This window comes from Citrobacter sp. 50677481 (assembly GCF_001463265.1).
Taxonomy (GTDB): Bacteria; Pseudomonadota; Gammaproteobacteria; order Enterobacterales; family Enterobacteriaceae; genus Citrobacter_A; species Citrobacter_A sedlakii.
In genome coordinates this window covers 148,545-166,972 of the sequence record NZ_LNHZ01000051.1, presented here as the reverse complement: position 1 = coordinate 166,972, position 18,428 = coordinate 148,545, and the positions used below count along the sequence as shown (strand labels likewise).

14 protein-coding genes are annotated in these 18,428 nt (G+C 55.1%); 8 read left to right on the top strand and 6 right to left on the bottom strand.

The features are described 5' to 3' along the window. Window positions 1–81 precede the first annotated feature (81 nt). The 3 genes from selA (at window position 82) to yiaY (ending at window position 4,653) form a co-directional block, all read left to right on the top strand. Entirely contained in the window at window positions 82–1,473 is a 1,392-nt protein-coding gene (gene selA, locus APU02_RS13360) for an L-seryl-tRNA(Sec) selenium transferase (protein WP_060570245.1), read from the top strand. Continuing rightward, window positions 1,470–3,317, top strand: coding sequence for a selenocysteine-specific translation elongation factor (gene selB, locus APU02_RS13355; RefSeq protein ID WP_060570244.1), 1,848 nt, complete (start codon window positions 1,470–1,472; stop codon window positions 3,315–3,317). Before selA ends, selB begins: the two co-directional genes overlap by 4 nt. A gap of 184 nt (window positions 3,318–3,501) precedes the next feature. Further along, window positions 3,502–4,653: an L-threonine dehydrogenase gene (gene yiaY / locus APU02_RS13350; protein ID WP_060570243.1), complete on the top strand. Its 1,152-nt coding sequence runs from the start codon at window positions 3,502–3,504 to the stop codon at window positions 4,651–4,653. Between the two features lie 81 nt (window positions 4,654–4,734). Here yiaY and APU02_RS13345 read toward each other — a convergent pair whose 3' ends face one another. Further along, a complete protein-coding gene (locus APU02_RS13345) occupies window positions 4,735–5,616 on the bottom strand; it encodes an ROK family protein (protein ID WP_060570242.1) in 882 nt (293 codons plus the stop codon). A gap of 165 nt (window positions 5,617–5,781) precedes the next feature. Here APU02_RS13345 and aldB point away from each other — a divergent pair, with 165 nt between their 5' ends. Next, window positions 5,782–7,320, top strand: coding sequence for an aldehyde dehydrogenase AldB (aldB, locus tag APU02_RS13340; RefSeq protein ID WP_042286883.1), 1,539 nt, complete (start codon window positions 5,782–5,784; stop codon window positions 7,318–7,320). Window positions 7,321–7,363: 43 nt separating this feature from the next. On the opposite strand, the gene APU02_RS13335 is transcribed toward aldB, so the two are convergent. The 3 genes from APU02_RS13335 to APU02_RS13325 all read right to left on the bottom strand — a co-directional run bounded on the left by APU02_RS13335 (window position 7,364) and on the right by APU02_RS13325 (window position 11,201). Beyond that, complete coding sequence (locus APU02_RS13335; RefSeq protein ID WP_042286880.1) at window positions 7,364–7,678, bottom strand: hypothetical protein; 315 nt, start codon at window positions 7,676–7,678, stop codon at window positions 7,364–7,366. 156 nt (window positions 7,679–7,834) lie between these two features. Next, entirely contained in the window at window positions 7,835–9,790 is a 1,956-nt protein-coding gene (locus APU02_RS13330; RefSeq protein WP_060570241.1) for a glycoside hydrolase family 127 protein, read from the bottom strand. Between the two features lie 13 nt (window positions 9,791–9,803). Continuing rightward, window positions 9,804–11,201 carry an MFS transporter gene (locus tag APU02_RS13325; protein ID WP_060570240.1) on the bottom strand — a complete coding sequence of 466 codons (1,398 nt, stop codon included), beginning with the start codon at window positions 11,199–11,201 and terminating at the stop codon, window positions 9,804–9,806. A 234-nt stretch (window positions 11,202–11,435) separates the two neighbouring features. Here APU02_RS13325 and APU02_RS13320 point away from each other — a divergent pair, with 234 nt between their 5' ends. The 3 genes from APU02_RS13320 (at window position 11,436) to APU02_RS13310 (ending at window position 13,671) form a co-directional block, all read left to right on the top strand. After that, a complete protein-coding gene (locus APU02_RS13320; protein ID WP_060570239.1) occupies window positions 11,436–12,251 on the top strand; it encodes an AraC family transcriptional regulator in 816 nt (271 codons plus the stop codon). Between the two features lie 310 nt (window positions 12,252–12,561). Continuing rightward, a complete protein-coding gene (locus APU02_RS13315; RefSeq protein ID WP_042286870.1) occupies window positions 12,562–12,966 on the top strand; it encodes a helix-turn-helix domain-containing protein in 405 nt (134 codons plus the stop codon). A 231-nt stretch (window positions 12,967–13,197) separates the two neighbouring features. Further along, the gene (locus APU02_RS13310) at window positions 13,198–13,671 is read left to right on the top strand and encodes a 4Fe-4S dicluster domain-containing protein (RefSeq protein WP_042286867.1); all 474 of its coding nucleotides are present in this window, start codon (window positions 13,198–13,200) and stop codon (window positions 13,669–13,671) included. 42 nt (window positions 13,672–13,713) lie between these two features. Here the strand turns inward: APU02_RS13310 and avtA are convergent, their stop codons facing one another. Further along, on the bottom strand, window positions 13,714–14,967 hold the full coding sequence (gene avtA / locus APU02_RS13305; RefSeq protein WP_042286864.1) for a valine--pyruvate transaminase: 1,254 nt from the start codon (window positions 14,965–14,967) through the stop codon (window positions 13,714–13,716). Window positions 14,968–15,139: 172 nt separating this feature from the next. Continuing rightward, window positions 15,140–17,170 (bottom strand): alpha-amylase, encoded by a 2,031-nt coding sequence (gene malS, locus APU02_RS13300; protein WP_060570238.1) that lies wholly within the window; start codon window positions 17,168–17,170, stop codon window positions 15,140–15,142. Between the two features lie 316 nt (window positions 17,171–17,486). Here malS and APU02_RS13295 point away from each other — a divergent pair, with 316 nt between their 5' ends. Further along, window positions 17,487–18,311 carry a protein bax gene (locus APU02_RS13295; RefSeq protein WP_060570237.1) on the top strand — a complete coding sequence of 275 codons (825 nt, stop codon included), beginning with the start codon at window positions 17,487–17,489 and terminating at the stop codon, window positions 18,309–18,311. Window positions 18,312–18,428: the final 117 nt, after the last annotated feature.

Genomic DNA, 18,428 nt, shown 5'->3' with positions numbered 1-18,428 from the left:
GAGCCATCTCACGTTACAATCCCCCTTATGTCGAAACGCCTCTCCGCACATGGAGAGGATTACCAACCGCCAGGCTATCCCATGACAACCGAAACGCGTTCGCTGTACAGTCAGCTTCCTGCCATTGATCGCTTATTGCGTGAAAATGCATTTCTTACCCTGTGTGACAGCCACGGGCATACCCGTGTCGTTGAACTCCTTCGCCAGATGCTGGACGAGGCCAGAGAGACGATACGTGATACCCAGGCGCTGCCCGTGTGGAGCGACAACTGGGCGCAGGAAGTTAGCGTCCGTCTGCAGAAAGCGGCTCAGAGCGCGCTGCGTCCGGTAATCAATCTGACCGGTACGGTGCTGCACACGAATCTTGGCCGCGCATTGCAGGCGGAAGAGGCGATAGCGGCGGTGGCGCAGGCCATGCGTTCACCGGTGACGCTGGAGTACGATCTCGACGGCGCCGGGCGCGGCCACCGTGACCGCGCGCTGGCGGAGTTACTGTGCCGCATTACCGGCGCGGAAGACGCCTGTATCGTCAATAACAACGCGGCGGCGGTATTGTTAATGCTGGCGGCAACGGCGGCGGGTAAAGAGGTGGTGGTCTCGCGCGGCGAACTGGTAGAGATTGGCGGCGCGTTTCGCATTCCTGACGTGATGCGCCAGGCGGGCTGTACGCTTCATGAAGTAGGCACCACCAACCGCACGCACGCGAAAGATTATCGCCAGGCGGTAAATGAAAACACCGGGCTGTTGATGAAGGTCCACACCAGTAACTACAGCATTGAAGGCTTTACCAAAGCGATAGACGAGAGCGAACTGGCGCAGATCGGCCAGCAACTGGATATTCCGGTGGTGGCCGATCTTGGCAGCGGTTCGCTGATTGACCTCAGCCAGTACGGTCTGCCGAAAGAGCCGATGCCGCAGCAACTGATTGCCGCGGGCGTCAGTCTGGTGAGCTTTTCCGGCGATAAACTGCTCGGCGGTCCGCAAGCGGGTATTATCGTCGGCAAAAAAGAGATGATTGCGCAACTGCAAAGTCACCCACTGAAACGCGCGCTGCGGGCGGATAAAATGACCCTTGCGGCGCTGGAGGCGACGCTACGGCTGTATCTGCATCCGGAAGCGTTGGCGCAAAAACTGCCGACATTGCGGGCGTTAACCCGCCCTCAGGAGGCGATTACCGCCCAGGCGCAGCGGTTACAGGTCTCGCTTGCCAAACATTATGCAAATGACTTTGTGGTCAGCGTGACGCCGTGTCTGTCGCAGATCGGCAGCGGTTCATTACCGGTTGATCGCTTGCCGAGCGCGGCATTAACCTTTACCCCGCATGACGGGCGCGGCAGCCGTCTGGCGGCGCTGGCGAGCCGCTGGCGAGCGCTACCCGTTCCGGTTATTGGGCGGATTAACGATGGTCGCCTGTGGCTGGATTTGCGCTGCCTTGAAGATGAGACCCGGTTTATGGAGATGTTGTTGAAATGATTATTGCGACCGCCGGACACGTTGACCACGGGAAAACGACGCTGCTACAGGCGATCACGGGCGTGAATGCCGATCGTCTGCCGGAAGAAAAAAAGCGCGGGATGACGATCGATCTGGGCTACGCCTACTGGCCGCAGCCGGATGGGCGCGTGCTGGGTTTTATCGACGTGCCCGGACATGAAAAGTTTCTCTCTAATATGCTGGCGGGCGTGGGCGGTATCGATCATGCGCTGCTGGTGGTGGCCTGCGATGATGGCGTGATGGCGCAAACCCGCGAGCACCTGGCGATATTACAATTAACCGGTAGCCCGACGCTGACGGTGGCGTTAACCAAGGCCGACCGGGTTGATGATGCACGCGTGTCAGACGTTGAGCAGCAGGTACAAGAGGTGCTGCGTGAGTATGGCTTTGCAGGGGCGACGTTATTCGTGACCGCCGCCAATGAAGGGCGAGGCATTGAGGCGCTGCGCGAGCACCTGCAGCAGTTACCTGCACGCCAGCATGCCAGTCACCAGACCTTCCGTCTGGCTATCGACCGCGCCTTTAGCGTAAAGGGCGCCGGGCTGGTGGTGACGGGGACGGCGCTGAGCGGAGAAGTGCAGCAAGGCGACACGCTGTGGCTGACGGGCGTCAACAAACCCATGCGCGTGCGCGGATTGCACGCGCAAAATCAGGCGACAGAACGCGCGCATGCCGGGCAACGTATCGCGCTGAATATCGCTGGTGACGCCGAAAAAGAACAGCTGCGCCGGGGTGACTGGCTGCTCTCGGCGAAACCCCCCGAGCCGTTTAGCCGTATTATTGTGGCGCTGGAAAACCACGCGCCGTTAACCCAATGGCAGCCGCTGCATATCCACCATGCCGCCAGTCATGTCACCGGACGGGTCTCGCTGCTGGACAATAACCTCGCGGAACTGGTTTTCGACACCCCGCTGCTGCTGGCGGATAACGATCGGCTGGTACTGCGCGATATTTCTGCGCGGGCCACGCTGGCGGGCGCGCGCGTGGTTGCGCTTAACCCCCCGCGTCGCGGAAAGCGTAAGCGGGACTATTTACAGTGGCTGGCGTCGTTGGCAGAAACCACCGACGATGGCGCCGCGCTTGCTGTGCATCTTCAGCGCGGAGCGGTGAATCTGCCTGCATTTGCCTGGGCGCGCCAGCTTAATGGCGACGGTATGCGACAGTGTGTCCAGCAGCATGGGTTTATCCAGGCAGGCGACAGTCTGCTAAACGCCCCGGTTGCCGCCCGCTGGCAGCGTAAAATTCTCGACACGCTGGCGACCTATCATGAGCAACACCGCGATGAGCCGGGGCCTGGGCGTGAACGCCTGCGGCGGATGGCGCTGCCGATGGAAGATGAAGCGCTGGTGCTGTTGCTGATTGAGCAAATGCGTGAAAGCGGCGAAATTCATAGCCATCATGGCTGGTTGCATTTGCCCGATCACAAAGCGGGATTCAGCGATGAGCAGGCGGCGATCTGGCAAAACGTGGAGCCGCTGTTTGCAGACGACCCCTGGTGGGTACGCGATCTTGCGCGGGAAACGGCCACAGAGGAGCAGACCATGCGCCTTGTGCTACGGCAGGCGGCACAGCAGGGGATGATTACTGCGATCGTAAAAGATCGTTATTACCGTAACGATCGCATTGTTGCCTTCGCCACGCTGATCCGTGAGCTGGATCAAGAGAGAGGGTCAACGTGCGCGGCGGATTTCCGTGACCGTCTGGGCGTTGGGCGTAAACTGGCCATTCAGATTCTGGAATATTTTGACCGCATCGGCTTTACCCGCCGCCGTGGCAACGATCATTTATTACGCGATGCGTTATTATTCCCGGCCAGACAATGACATTACTTATTTATATTTCAAATGAATTGAGATAATATAAATAGTGATTCCTATGAAAGCACATTAGTTTATTATCCTAATGTGCTTTTTTAATGTTTCTTTGGGAAAAAACAGCAACGATCATATTTTATTATTTCTCACCCTCGTATGCTTTTGCTTTTTTTCAACATTAAGGATTGAGCAAATGGCTGCTTCTACATTTTATATTCCATCCGTGAATATTATTGGTGCTGATGTATTAAATGACGCAATGAATACGATGGTGGAATATGGCTTTCGCCGCACGTTAATTGTGACAGACACGATGCTCACCCGGTTGGGTATGGCGGATAATATTCGAAACGCGTTGCAGGAACGCGCTATTTTCAGCGTGATCTATGACGGTACCCAGCCAAACCCGACCACCGAAAACGTGGCTGAAGGGCTGAAACTGCTGCAGGAGAATAACTGCGACAGCGTGATTTCGCTGGGCGGCGGCTCACCCCATGACTGTGCGAAAGGCATTGCGCTGGTGGCGGCAAACGGCGGCGATATTCGCGATTATGAAGGGGTTGATCGTTCTGCTAAACCGCAGTTGCCGATGATTGCCATTAATACCACCGCAGGCACGGCGTCGGAAATGACCCGTTTTTGCATTATTACCGATGCTGAACGCCACATTAAAATGGCGATTGTCGATAAACACGTTACGCCGCTGCTTTCCGTCAACGACTCAACATTGATGATGGGAATGCCGAAGTCGCTGACCGCCGCAACGGGTATGGACGCGTTAACCCACGCCATTGAAGCGTACGTTTCCATCGCGGCGACGCCAATCACCGATGCCTGCGCGCTGAAAGCCGTGGCCATGATTAGCGAAAACCTGACCGTCGCGGTGGAAGACGGCAGCAATGCGCAGGCGCGGGAAGCGATGGCCTACGCGCAGTTCCTGGCGGGAATGGCCTTTAATAACGCCTCGCTGGGTTATGTTCACGCGATGGCGCACCAGCTCGGCGGTTTCTACAATCTGCCGCACGGCGTGTGCAATGCGGTGCTGTTGCCGCACGTTCAGGTGTTTAACAGCCAGGTCGCGGCGGCGCGTCTGCGTGACTGCGCAGCGGCGATGGGCGTCAATGTGGAAGGGTTGAACGACGCCGAAGGCGCCGCGGCCTGTATCGACGCCATACGCACGCTGGCGCAGCAGGTGAATATTCCGGCAGGGCTGCGCGATCTCGGCGTGAAGGAGGAGGATATTCCGCTGCTGGCGACCAATGCGCTGAAAGATGCCTGCGGGCTGACTAACCCGATCCAGGCGACACACGAGCAGATCGTGGCGATCTTCCACGCTGCGATGTAAAACGCCGACCGGATGGCGCTACGCTTTACAGATCTGTACGGTTCAGCCTGATCCGATAAAGCGCAGCCGCCATCCGGCAAGTTAACCGCGGTTCAATTTCTGCTTTGCCAGCCATACCGCGCCGAGTCGTCCCGCCTGATTACCCAACTCGCAGGGTAAAATCGGTACTTTCAGCGCTTCCCACTCCTCGAAGCGCTGCAAATATTTATCCAGTAATTTATAGATCTTTTCCTGCTCGCTGATGCCGCCGCCAATCAGTATCGCCTGCGGATCGAACATTGAAATCACGCTATACACTCCGCGTGCAAGGAAATGCGCCCATTGTTCAATCGCTTCGCGCAGGTGAACGTCGCTCTCCATGCGCTCGAACAGCGCTTCGCCGTCGGGCATTTCATCTTCGGGGACCGCCAGCGCCCGGCGGCACGCCTTCATCAGACCGCTCGCGGAGGCGACTTCATGCATGCATTCACCGTTATCGCCTACGGGGATCACGCCAAATTCGCCCGCCCGGTAGTGCGAACCGCGATAAATGTCGCCTTCCACCACGATCCCGCCGCCGATGCCGGTACCAATAGTGATGCAGACAAAGCTCTCATAGTCCCGACCCGCGCCGCGCCAGCGTTCGCCCAGCGCCGCGCAGTTGGCGTCGTTTTCCGCCGTGACGGGCAGGTCCGTCAGTTGGGCGAACAGTTCGCAGAGATTCTCGTTATCGAGATAATCGAGTGCGCCGGCCTTTGCCGCCTGGCCCGTGTGGGTGTTGATATGACCAGGAAAGCTCACGCCGATCGCGGCGATATCATGTGCTTTCTGATACGCCTCCACGACCGCTTTCCACTGCTGTTTAAAGGCATTCTTATCGTCCGGCGTGTCGAATTCATCCGACGTCAGTTCGTTGCCGTTTTCATCAATGACGCCATGTTTAATATGGGTACCGCCCACGTCGAAGCCGATAAATAGCTGCATTGCACGTATCCTTATAAGACCCAGAGCTTATAAGTATGGCTCAGCGGCAAAAACGAAACGTAAAGTAAGGTAATCCGTGATATAGCTCGTAAAGCCGCCAACGATTGGCGAGAAAATCGCCAGCGGCGTCTACCCTTGTTATACACCTGCGGCAAGGAGACGATCATGACGAATAACCCCCCTTCAACACGTATTCAGCCCGGCGAGTACGGTTTTCCGCTGAAGCTAAAAGCCCGTTATGACAATTTTATTGGCGGTGATTGGGTTCCTCCGGCTGACGGCGAATATTACCAGAACCTGACGCCGGTTACCGGGCAGCTATTGTGTGAAGTCGCTTCATCCGGCAAACGCGATATTGATCTGGCGCTTGATGCGGCCCACAAGGTGAAAGATAAATGGGCGCAAACCTCCGTTCAGGACCGAGCCGCCATTCTGTTTAAAATAGCCGACCGCATGGAGCAAAATCTGGAACGGCTCGCCACGGCGGAAACCTGGGATAACGGTAAGCCCATCCGTGAAACCAGCGCAGCTGACGTGCCGCTGGCCATCGACCATTTTCGTTATTTTGCTTCCTGCATACGCGCCCAGGAGGGCGGGATCAGTGAAGTGGACAGCGAGACCGTAGCCTATCATTTCCATGAGCCGCTCGGCGTGGTGGGGCAGATTATCCCGTGGAACTTCCCACTGCTGATGGCGAGCTGGAAGATGGCGCCAGCGCTGGCGGCGGGGAACTGCGTAGTGCTCAAACCCGCGCGCCTGACGCCGCTGTCCGTTCTGCTATTAATGGAGGTGATTGGCGACCTGCTGCCGCCGGGCGTGGTTAACGTCGTGAACGGCGCGGGGGGCGAGATTGGCGAATATCTGGCGACCTCGAAACGCATCGCCAAAGTCGCGTTCACCGGTTCGACGGAAGTCGGACAGCAGATCATGCAGTACGCCACGCAAAACATCATCCCGGTAACGCTGGAACTGGGCGGCAAATCGCCAAACATCTTTTTTGCCGATGTGATGGACGAAGAAGATGCGTTCTTTGACAAGGCGCTGGAAGGGTTCGCGCTGTTTGCCTTTAACCAGGGCGAGGTCTGTACCTGCCCGAGCCGCGCGCTGGTGCAGGAGTCGATTTACGAACGCTTTATGGAGCGCGCCATTCGTCGAGTGGAAAGCATCCGCAGTGGAAATCCTCTCGACAGCGTGACGCAAATGGGGGCGCAGGTTTCCCACGGTCAGTTGGAAACCATCCTTAATTATATTGATATCGGTAAAAAAGAAGGCGCGGATATCCTTACCGGTGGGCGGCGTAAGCAACTGGAAGGCGAATTGAAAGATGGTTATTACCTCGAACCGACCATCCTGTTCGGCAAAAATAATATGCGCGTCTTCCAGGAAGAAATCTTCGGTCCGGTACTGGCGGTCACCACCTTTAAAACGATGGAGGACGCGCTGGAACTCGCCAACGATACGCAATATGGCCTGGGCGCGGGGGTCTGGAGCCGTAACGGCAATCTGGCTTATAAAATGGGGCGCGGAATTCAGGCCGGACGTGTCTGGACTAACTGCTATCACGCTTATCCTGCGCATGCGGCATTTGGCGGCTATAAGCAGTCGGGCATCGGCCGTGAAACCCATAAAATGATGCTGGAACATTACCAGCAGACCAAGTGTCTGCTGGTAAGCTATTCCGACAAACCGCTGGGACTGTTTTAACTGGCTGCGTTCTCGGGCTTACAAAATGCGTAAGCCCGATAGCTTAATCCAGCACCTTAACCTGCAGAGGGCGGAAACGGCTGTAAATCCATAATCCCAGGCAAGCAATCGATCCAACGAAAACGGTGAACAGGACGGTGATAAACAAACCGCTAAACAATGCGGTGGGGATCGCCAGTAAACCCTGTACCGGTTGGTCGTTCCATTTCACCATGTTGAAGCCGAAAAGGCTCAGCACGCCGCAAATGAAGCTGAAAAGCATCATGGGAATACCGAGGCCTATCAACAATAACCGGTAGATAGCCGAGGCCTTGATGCGTTTGAAGCGGGTTGAAGATGTATCGTCCGTGCTGCTCATGATGCTCCTTAGTGTGTTTGCCAGAAGATGGTCGCCGCATTATTCCTTTAAATGTGCTTGTCTGGCAAACGTCGCTTCCGTGGATGGCGGCATGGCATAGTGGCGCCGTAGAATAAATAAGACGCAGCCGCCATCCAGTAATTTAGCGCGGCTCCCTCATCGTTCGTTAACCCAGATCCGCATTTCGCCTTCGCCCCGATTGGCCCAACTGAACCACGGAATAAAGGTCAGCGTGTGCGGCTGCCAGGCGCCGGGAGCGCGATCATAGTGCCAGAGTGCGCTTTGCGCGGCGTCGGGGGCGCTCTGTTTTAACCCTTCCGCCTGGATCAGCATCTTATGGGCAAAAAGTCCTTTACCCTCAAAGATCCGCAGATCGCTCTCTTTTGGTAACCACAGATTATGCAGCTCCTCGCCGTTGTCGGCTTGTTCAAGGCAATACACCAGCGGCCCGCGCTGAAGGGCGACTTTACCCGCGACGTGGCGTACCCGCGGGTTGCCATACACCCGGCGCACCGGCATCGGTAGCGTCAGCCCGATGGTGTCGCCTTCCTGCCAGTCACGGGTGATGTGCAGATAGCCTTTGCGGATATCCTGGCTGACCTCGTCGCCGTTAAGCGTTACGCGGGCATCTGAACACCAGTCCGGCAGGCGTAGCGCCAGCGTATGCCGCACAGCTTGTGGCGAGTCGATGGTAATACTGACGTGCTCCTGCCACGGATAGTTGCCGTCAATACGCAGCCTGAGAGAACCGTTTTCCGTTTGCAGTTCAATACTGTTACCCACGTAGAGGTTGATATACAGCGCTTCCGGACGCGGCGTATAGATGTAATGACCCAGCGAAGTCAGAACCCTGGCGATGTTCGGCGGGCAGCAGGCGCAGCCAAACCAGCGCTGGCGCACGGGCTTCACGTGGTCATAGATATGATTAAATTCTAATGACTGCGGATGCACTTCCAGTGGGTTAACGTAGAAAAAGTGCTTTCCGTCGAGCGCCATTCCGCCAAGGACGGTGTTATATAACGCGCGTTCCATGACGTCGGCGTACTGGCTGTCTGCTTCCAGCTCAATCATCCGCCGGGCGAACATCATCAGGCCGATTGAGGCGCAGCTTTCCGCATACACGGTGTCGTTCGGCAGATCGTAGTCGCTGCTGAAGGCTTCGCCGCTACTCTGCGAACCGATCCCGCCGGTGATATACAATTGGCGTTGCGCCATGTTCCGCCATAAGCGCAGACAGTCCTGGCGCTTGCGTTCATCCTGGCTAAGCCGCGCCAGATGCGCCACTCCGGTCATCAGATACACAAAACGCACCGCATGGCCCGTCGCCGTTTGCTGCTCTGAAAGCGGCTGGTGCGCCTGGCTGTAGGCTTTATCTTTCACCATCCACGCCGGGCCGTAGGTATGCCAGTAAGATGTTTGCCCACGCTTTTCGTACTCCAGATCGTAAAAGTGCGGCTGCGTTCCACGTTGTTCAACAAAGTAATTCACCAGCGCCAGATAGCGCGAACACCCCGTCGCTTCATACAGCCGCATCAGCGCCAGCTCGATCTCCGGATGGCCCGGATAGCCGTGCAACTGATGTTCGCCGGGGCCGAATACGCTGTCGATATGGTCCGCCAGACGGCAAACGACCTCCAGCAGGCGGCGTTTGCCGGTGGCCTGGAAGAAGGCCACGCCCGCCTCAATCATGTGCCCGGCGCAGTAAAGCTCATGGCACTCCGCCAGGTTGGTCCAGCGCTCCTGCGGGGCTTTGACGGTAAAATACGTATTGAGATAACCGTCGTCACACTGGGCGGCGGCGACCAGCTCAATCACCTCATCGGCGGTCTTTTCCAGTGCCGGGTCTGGCTTCTGGCACAGGGACCAGGCCACGGCCTCCAGCCACTTGGCGACATCGCTGTCCTGAAAAACCATGCCATAAAATTCCCCGGACTGCTGTCCTGCCGCGATGCGGAAGTTTTCGATCGCATGGCTGGGATCGGCCTCCGGAATACGGTCGTTCAGCGCGTCCCATTGATAAGGGAGCACGACGTCGCGAACCAGGCGTTGATATTGTCCGAGGAACGGATCGCTGACCTTCAGCATGTGCAGGTCGACTTCCGGTACGTTCATGGTGTGCTCCTTATTAATGAACATGACGCTGACGCAGGTCGCTGGCGATTCGCGTCATCATGGGGTTATTGAGTTTGCAATAGCGGATCGACAGCGCCAGCAGCAAATGGAACAGGGCGGGAAGCAGGGTTTCCATTGCGGTAATGCCGCCAAGCGACTGCGCCGTCTGGTTTTCCGCCCCCGGCTGGTAGGCGACAAGAATGAACAGCAGGCTGATGATCCCGGCGCTGGAAGCCCAGGCCAGCTTGATGAAAAACAGGTTAAAGGCGAAGTTCATGCCGGACGAACGCACGCCGGTTTTCCACTCGCCGTAGTCATCGGCGAACGCCATCAGCGAAAAGTGCAGCGGCAACGTGAAGCCAAGAATAATACCGTTACCGAGGATCACCCCCAGCCACAACGTCTGCCAGGCCGGACCGGTGGGTAATAACCACATCAGCACCGCCAGCGCCGCCAGTACCAGGTTGGTGGCGGAGTAAAGTTTGACGGTGTCCACGCGTCGTGTCAGCGGGCTGACGAGCACCGAGCCGATAATCGAAGCGAAGGTCACCATTGTAAAAAACAGTGAGGTATAAGCGGTGCTGCCTTCCAGCACATAGGTGATGAAATACATGTACCCGCCGCCGCGAATGTTGAAGACGTTGATCAGCAGGAACGACATCACCAGCATTAGCAGCAACTGATCGTTTTTACGCAGCCCGGCAAGGTGCTCGCGCAGCGTAAATTTTCCCATCATCTCAATCGGCACGCGCTCGCGTACCCAGAAGAAACAGCACAGAAACATGATGACCGCGACCGCACAGAGCACGCCGACGCCCAACTGGTAGCCCTGGGCGGCGCTACCTTTGCCAAAGATATCGACCATCCACGGCAAACCAACAGAGACCAGAAAGCCCGCCACGCCGCAAAGCACAAAGCGCCAGGACTGACAGGAAATCACCTCATTGTGCCGGGTGGTCATGGTGTTGATCAGCGCGCAATAGGGCACGTTGATCGCGGTATAACCAACGGAAAGCAGCAGATAGGTGCCAAACGCCCAGGCGATTTTGACCCCCATACTGGCGTCCGGCACGGTAAAGGTCAGCACGCCGATGACGCCAATGGGAATGGCCACCCACAGCTGCCAGGGGCGAAAGCGCCCCCACCGGCTTTGCGTGCGGTCGGCAATCACCCCCATGATGGGATCGGAAACGGCATCAAATACACGCAGGGCAATAAACAGCGTGCCGACTAACGCGGGCGTTAATCCAAACACATCGGTATAGAAAAAGGTGAGAAAGTTCATGATCAGGCAGGTAATAACGGTGCCGCCTGCATCTCCCAGGCCGTAGCCTATTTTTTCACGCACCGAGAGCGCATCGTCGACACGGCCTTGTGCGAGTTGATCGCGGGTAATCGGTGTAGAGGTCATAGTTATTCCTCGCTAAATGAGGTTTCGGTCAGTGATTATTTTTTTATGACTGATGACCTGATTAATTCTGCCTGGAAGCGGCGATGCAACAAGGCAACGAAAGAGTAAAAAAAGATGACGATTCCGACCTCTGTGCAAAAGTGTGAGGCAGATCCGGTGATTGGCTTATTTTTAGATAATAATCAATAGGTAAAGATATTATTAGCTTCTTTTAAAGCGGGAATTTCCATATCTATGCTCGAATTATCCATGACGCTTCCGATCAAAGTTCAAAATGGCGGATTATTTCTTTCCCGGGGGATCGGACGTCACCCGGCGAGGACATTGTCGTCGTGGGAAATTATTTTCGTTGAAAAAGGTCTGCTGACCATTCAGGAAGAAGAAAACCGATTTTGCGTGGAAGCGGGAGAAAGTTTGCTGCTCTGGCCCCAGCGTCGCCATGTTGGGGTAGAAGATTTTCCCGGTGATCTGCGTTTTTATTGGCTGCATTTCGAGGTAAAAGCGCCGGACAACGATCCGAGATGGCTGACGCACCTTTCAGTGCCACAGCACACGCGCGTGGTGGATCCGCAGGCGCTGATCGCGCTTTTTCGCCAGTTCATGATAGAGCAGGAAAAAATGCAACGCAGTCCGGCGCTGGAATTTATTGTGTTGCTGATATTACAGCAAATGGCTCAGCCTTCCCGACCTACTGATAATACGCAGGAGGCGGGCGTTTCGCTGGCATGGAAAGCGCAACAGTTGATCCGCACGCAATATCATCGTCCTCTTTCCACCGCTATTATGGCGCGAGAACTACACTGTAATGCGGATTATCTGGGGCGAGTTTACCGGCGCGTTTTTCATTTAACGCTGACCGAGGCGATTCATCGTCAGCGCGTGCGGGCGGCGGAGAAATTATTGATCAGCGATGCGCGATCCTTAAAAGAGGTTGCTGAACAATGCGGCTTTAGTGACGTGGGCTATTTTCGACAAATTTTCCGTAAGCATACTGGTCTGACCCCTGCCGTCTGGAAACGACGTTACTGCAAAGAACATGTTAATTCATGAGCCTGCTTTACCGCTTCCATAGAAGAAAAATTTGCAATTTGCGTTAAATATGTATGATTAACTTGCAGGGTTGAGCAGATACCCCTCTTTAGGGGGATTATCTGAAATTTTGCCCTAGGGTGTAACAATATGTTGAATAATCGTTTGTTGCAGAGGGAAAATCTGCATCTTTCCCGTGGGAATACGGAAAATACCTCCGCGGGGATCTATTGAAATTAATGCTATTTTTTTTAAACTTGCGATAGACATTAACTACAAGGACTTAATCATGTTTATCTTTCGATAGTGAATTAAACGTGAGTGCTGCAAAATGGAATACCAGTTACATGGATTTATGATTGGTCGTGAAATTTTTTTTGATATAAGCGAGTCAAGAATCTTCAGGCTGCCGGTAAATAAAATGGACAGCGTGATTACTTTCGGCGGCGTTTTTTTTAATCATACCATGCTGCGTCTGTTTGTTTACCTTTTACTTAACGCCCGCACCCATTATGTGTCAAAAGATGAATTACTCGTCAACATCTGGGAAAAAAATGAATTAAGCGCTTCCACACAACGTCTGTCAACGATGGTGAAAAATTTAAATAACAAATTAAATATGCTTGGCCTGCCGCAGCATTCTATCGTTAGCGTAAAAGGAAGCGGATACATACTGGCACTGGATAATATCCAGGCGCTCTATAGCGTCGTCGATGAGGCCGATTATCAAATTTAGATGCCTCTCAATCTGGTGTCAGTTTATTCCGTAGCGTGATGTCGCCTGCGGATTATTCCCCCTGGGCGTTGTCGTCCAGGGTTTTTTTTATGCCGGAACGGTGAGCAATCTTTGGCAAAATCCCAGAACGCCTCGGGCATCTGACAAAATTTCACCGTATCCCCTGTGCGATCAAAGCGACGACGCTATGCTCTCTGGCACTCTGTCATTTTTGGGCGATCGGAGTGAGCTATGAACCGGTTTATTATGGCGGATGCGATGAAATGTATTGGCTGTCGTACCTGCGAAGTCGCATGCGTGGTCTCGCATCAGGAAAATCAGGACTGTGCGGCGGTATCGGCAGGACAGTTTGTTTCACGTATTCAGGTCATTAAAGAGAACACGTTTACCACCGCGGTCGCCTGCCATCAGTGTGAAGATGCGCCATGCGCCAACGTTTGCCCAACGAACGCGATTCGCCGCGATCGTGGGCACGTTTTTGTGGAGCAGGAACGGTGTATCGGCTGTAAAAGCTGTATGTTGGCCTGTCCGTTTGGCGCCATGAATGTCACCGTTCAGACTTCACGGGTTCAGGCGATCAAATGCGATCTCTGCTGGCACCGCGAGACGGGACCGGCCTGCGTCGCGGCTTGCCCAACGGGAGCATTACAGTGTGTGAATGCGGCAGATATTCAGCGCCAGCGTTTGCATACGCAACCGCTGTAAAAAGGATAGCCCGGCTTGCGTTAGCCGGGCCGTTTCGCCAGGCTATTGATTTTCCGCCCAGGCGCGTTCAACTTCTTCCGCCAGTATCTTCACGCCAGCTTCAATCTTTTCTGGGTCCGGCACGTAGTTCATACGCATGCATTGATGCGTGTGCGGCCAGGGTTTATCCAGACCGGGGAAGAAATAGTGCCCCGGCACCATGAGCACGCCGCGCGCTTTAAGACGCTGGTAAAGCAGCTCGGTGGTGATGGGCAAATCCTGAAACCACAGCCAGAGGAAAATCGCCCCTTCCGGTTTGTGGATCAGGCAACGATTTTCCGGCAAATAGCGGCGAATGATCGCGAGAGTTTGCTGAACGCGCTGATAATAGAACGGTTTAATTACCGTTTCCGACAAACGCAACAGATCGTTACGTTTGATCATTTCGTTCATTATCGCCGGCCCGATGCCGCCCGGGGCAAGACTGATAATGCCGTTCATATTGGCGATCGCCGTGATGATTTTTTCATTGGCGATGATGATGCCGCAGCGCGAGCCAGGCAGACCCAGCTTGGAGAGGCTCATACACAGCACAATGTTTGGGTTCCACAGCGGACGCGCTTCGCTGAAGATAATGCCCGGGAACGGGACGCCGTAGGCATTATCGATCACCAGCGGAATGCCGTGCTGGTTAGCAAGCGAGTCGAGCTTCATCAGTTCTTCATCGGTAATCACGTTCCCCGTAGGGTTTGTCGGGCGTGAGACGCAAATCATCCCCGTATCTTCACCAATGTGCAGATGCTCAAAGTCAACGTGATACTTGAACTGCCCTTCCGGTAGCAGCTCAATATTGGGCCGTGCAGAGACAAACAGATCTTCTTCCAGCCCTGAATCCGCGTAGCCGATGTATTCCGGCGCGAGGGGGAACAGCACCTTTTTTGTGCTGCCATCAGCGCGGCGACCGGCAAACAGGTTAAACAAGTAGAAAAACGCGCTTTGACTGCCATTTGTTAGCGCAATATTCTGTGGTTCGATATCCCAACCCAGATTCTCACGGAGTAGCGAAGCGAGCGCGCTGAGCAGCTCGGTTTTTCCCTGTGGACCGTCATAATTGCAAAGCGCATCAGTGGCTTTGCCGTTTTCCAGCATTCCGGCAAGCAACGAATGGAAATAATCCTGCATCGCCGGGATTTGTGCCGGATTACCGCCACCCAGCATGATAGCGCCGGGGGTGCGTAAACCGTCGTTGAGGTCTTCCATCAGGCGGGTAATGCCTGAATGACGGGTGAATTTGTCGCCAAAAAGTGAAAATGTCATAACGGATGGTCTGTCAAACGCTGAATCAAAGTGGCTTACCTTAACGCCAGCACTGGCAGGGTGCAAATCGGGTCTGTCATGGGGTCTTGACGTTTTATGCTGGATATCCTGATCACCATGGTATTTCCTGTTGCGGCGTCGGGCGCGCTATGGAACCAGACGCCGCTTCTGCTTAGCGCTGTCCGGCCCAGACAACCATCACTTTGTCGTCTCCGGCCTGGCGCACGAAGCCGTATCCCTGCGTCAGGGTGAGCGTAGTTTGCTTACCCGTGCCGACTGCCGGATGCCTGGCCCTGAACTGACCGAGCCGCTGCCAGTGCGCGATGTTAGCCGCAGATTTCCCGCTGACATCCTGCCAGTTCATCTGTGACCGTGTGCCCTGTAGCGGATCTGAACCGGTCGGACCAAAGGGCCGCGCCGACTCATCGCCATAAAAAATTTGTACCGCGCCCGGCGTCAGGAGTAGCAACTCCGCCGCGTTGCTGCCGCCTTCGCGGAACAGGCGAGTATCGTGGGACGACAGATAAGTCAGCACGTTGAAACTCTGCAACTTTTCCGCCATTTGCTGCCAGGTGGGATCGATAGCCGCCAGGCAATCACTCGCTTTCGCCGCCTGCTCCTGGTAATCAAAGTTAATCATTGCGTCAAAGCCGTGGCGATAGTAGTCACTTTGCATCACCCCGTGTCCCCAGGCCTCACCGGTCATCCAGAAAGGCTTGTCATCAAGCGCCTTGTCCGGGTTGGCTTTTTTCCATTCGACCAGCGCGGCGTTGGCCTGCGTTTTTAACTGTTGCCACGCCGGAAGCTCGACATGTTTGGCCGTATCCACGCGGAATCCATCAATCCCGAAGTCGCGGACCCAGCGGCTCAGCCAGTGGGTCAGATAGTCCCGCGGCGTAAACCCGTCAATGGCTTTAGCATGGGTATCCGTTTTATGTCGATAAAACACCGGCAGACCGGAAGGGTGTGTGGATTCGGTTTTCAGATCCGGCAAGAAGGCCAGCGACATTGTGAGATCGTCAAAGCCTGGACTGTCGTACTCGCCGATATCGGTGCGTATCCACCCTTTGCCCCACCATTTTTCCCATGCTGCTTTGTCGCTGAAGTTAATGTAATCGTTAAAACTGTGCCAGTTCTGCCCGGCGGCAGGTTTCCAGTCGGTCCAGCGTTCGCCGAGGATCTTTTGCCGTTCTTCGTCGGAAAGATAAAGCGCGCCGAAGCCGAATTCTTGCATGTCGGCCAAGGTTGCATAGCCCGTATGGTTCATCACCACGTCAAAAAGAATGCGGATCCCCCGCTGGTGGGCGCCGTCAACCAGTGCGCGCAGGTCGTCTTCGTTGCCCATATTAGCGTCGAGACGGGTCCAGTCCTGGGTGTAATAGCCGTGGTAGGCATAATGCGGGAAATCGCCTTTCGTCCCGCCGCCAACCCAGCCGTGGATTTGCTCAAACGGCGCGCTGATCCACAGCGCATTGACGCCCAACTGTTGCAGGTAGTCCAGCTTGCGGGTCAGGCCGCGTAAGTCACCGCCGTGAAAGGTGCCGATCTCTTCCATGCCGTCTTTGTGACGACCATAACTCTGGTCGTTTCCGGGATCGCCGTTTTCAAAGCGATCGGTCAGCACAAAATAAACGGTAGCGTTGTGCCAGTCGAACGGGGCTGGCGCGTCGGTTTCTGCCCGCTCAAGCAACAACAGACCGTTGCTGTCCGGCGCGGGTTGCAGGGTGATTTTGCCGTTTTTGACCATTGCAGTCTGCTGACTGTAGAAATCGCGGACTACCGACCCTTCAGGAAAAGTCGGCGCCACATCAAACGTCAGCGGGGATCCGTCCCATTTCGGACACTGGCGAATCACGCTAGCGACCGGTTCCGCATCGCGCTGGAGCGTAATCATTAACGTCTTCGTCCCTGAGCGCGTGTCGATTTCCAGTGTGTAATCGCCGTCTCTGAACAGCCGCCACTGCGGCGGCGCGCCTTCGCAGGGCTTCAGCGACAGCATCTGATTGAGTTTTATGGCATTCGCTGGCTGCCAGCACTGTTGGTCAAAATTGAGCGTCAAAGGGCGGGTACCCTTCGTGAGCGTTGCGTGGCTGGAAAATGTCCCCGATCCACCGGCAGTAAATGCCGGAAAGCCCTGAGCCGTCCACGATGAGGCAACGGCGATCCCCGGCAGCAGCGCCAGAGCAACGGCGGCAAGTTTCATAGTGCGGTCCTTATTGCGGCGATTTTGACCAGTTTGCCTGAGAACCCGTAGGGAAAACTCATCCCCTCGTGGCATTCGGTCAGGATGAGGCGCGCGGATGAGCGATCGCCGGCAAAAAATGGCCTTAATTTGCGATAACCGCCACATTTTTCTCGAATGACTTCGGTGCGGGATGGTTTATGCGTGACATGATTTCGGATTTAGACTATTTCTTGAGATGCTCTTGATCGTTATTTTTGATATGATTTGAGATTCAGCTCTCAAAATTATGAATAAGATAAGGTGTTGGAATGATTCAATCCGACCAGGAGACCTAATGATATTGACGCCCATGCGACGATATGGGGCAATGATTCTTATGTTACTCACCTTCGTATTTTCTGGTGGGGTGCTGGCAAAGACGCACACGACAACATCGAGTCAAAAGTCCCACATAACAACAGTCAGTGATAAAAAGGTAAGCAGTAAACAAGAGTATTCTCGCAATAGTGCAAAGAGTCGTTCACTTCCTGATTTGCGAAAATACCCTTCCGGAACACCGCGAAAAAAAGCGTTTCTCCGGACGGTTATGCCTTATATTACCAGCCAAAATGCGGCGATCACCGCAGAACGTAACTGGCTGATTTCAAAACAGTACCAGAACCGCTGGTCGCCGTCTGAGCGTACGCGTTTGAAAGATATCGCGAAGCGCTACAAGGTAAAGTGGTCCGGCAACACGCGCCACATTCCGTGGAATACGCTGCTGGAACGCGTGGACATCATCCCGACCAGTATGGTGGCGACGATGGCGGCGGCAGAAAGCGGCTGGGGAACCTCTAAACTTGCGCGAACCAACAATAACCTGTTCGGTATGAAATGCGCGAAAGGGCGTTGCACCAATGCGCCAGGCAAGGTGAAAGGCTACTCGCAGTTCGACTCGGTAAAAGAGTCTGTGAGCGCGTACGTCACCAACCTGAACACGCACCCGGCTTACGCCTCATTCCGCAAGTCGCGCGCGCAGCTGCGTAAAGCGGATCAGGAAGTCACGGCGACTGCGATGATTCATAAGCTGAAGGGCTATTCGACGAAGGGACAGAGTTATAACAATTATCTGTTCGCGATGTATCAGGATAACCAGCGCTTAATCGCTGCGCATATGTAAGCAAAACGCCGGATGGCGGCTTCGCCTTATCCGGCCTGCAGCGTCCTGCAGGCCCGGTAAGCACAGCGCCACCGGTTTTTTTTCGCCCTCCTGGCGATGCCTGATCTCACACGCGCC

Excerpts from the sequence above, each read along its gene's own strand:
- selA (WP_060570245.1), top strand. The coding sequence starts at position 82 with ATGACAACCGAAACGCGTTCGCTGTACAGTCAGCTTCCTGCCATTGAT.
- selB (WP_060570244.1), top strand. The coding sequence starts at position 1,470 with ATGATTATTGCGACCGCCGGACACGTTGACCACGGGAAAACGACGCTG.
- yiaY (WP_060570243.1), top strand. The coding sequence starts at position 3,502 with ATGGCTGCTTCTACATTTTATATTCCATCCGTGAATATTATTGGTGCT.
- APU02_RS13345 (WP_060570242.1), bottom strand. The coding sequence starts at position 5,616 with ATGCAGCTATTTATCGGCTTCGACGTGGGCGGTACCCATATTAAACAT.
- aldB (WP_042286883.1), top strand. The coding sequence starts at position 5,782 with ATGACGAATAACCCCCCTTCAACACGTATTCAGCCCGGCGAGTACGGT.
- APU02_RS13335 (WP_042286880.1), bottom strand. The coding sequence starts at position 7,678 with ATGAGCAGCACGGACGATACATCTTCAACCCGCTTCAAACGCATCAAG.
- APU02_RS13330 (WP_060570241.1), bottom strand. The coding sequence starts at position 9,790 with ATGAACGTACCGGAAGTCGACCTGCACATGCTGAAGGTCAGCGATCCG.
- APU02_RS13325 (WP_060570240.1), bottom strand. The coding sequence starts at position 11,201 with ATGACCTCTACACCGATTACCCGCGATCAACTCGCACAAGGCCGTGTC.
- APU02_RS13320 (WP_060570239.1), top strand. The coding sequence starts at position 11,436 with ATGCTCGAATTATCCATGACGCTTCCGATCAAAGTTCAAAATGGCGGA.
- APU02_RS13315 (WP_042286870.1), top strand. The coding sequence starts at position 12,562 with ATGGAATACCAGTTACATGGATTTATGATTGGTCGTGAAATTTTTTTT.
- APU02_RS13310 (WP_042286867.1), top strand. The coding sequence starts at position 13,198 with ATGAACCGGTTTATTATGGCGGATGCGATGAAATGTATTGGCTGTCGT.
- avtA (WP_042286864.1), bottom strand. The coding sequence starts at position 14,967 with ATGACATTTTCACTTTTTGGCGACAAATTCACCCGTCATTCAGGCATT.
- malS (WP_060570238.1), bottom strand. The coding sequence starts at position 17,170 with ATGAAACTTGCCGCCGTTGCTCTGGCGCTGCTGCCGGGGATCGCCGTT.
- APU02_RS13295 (WP_060570237.1), top strand. The coding sequence starts at position 17,487 with ATGATATTGACGCCCATGCGACGATATGGGGCAATGATTCTTATGTTA.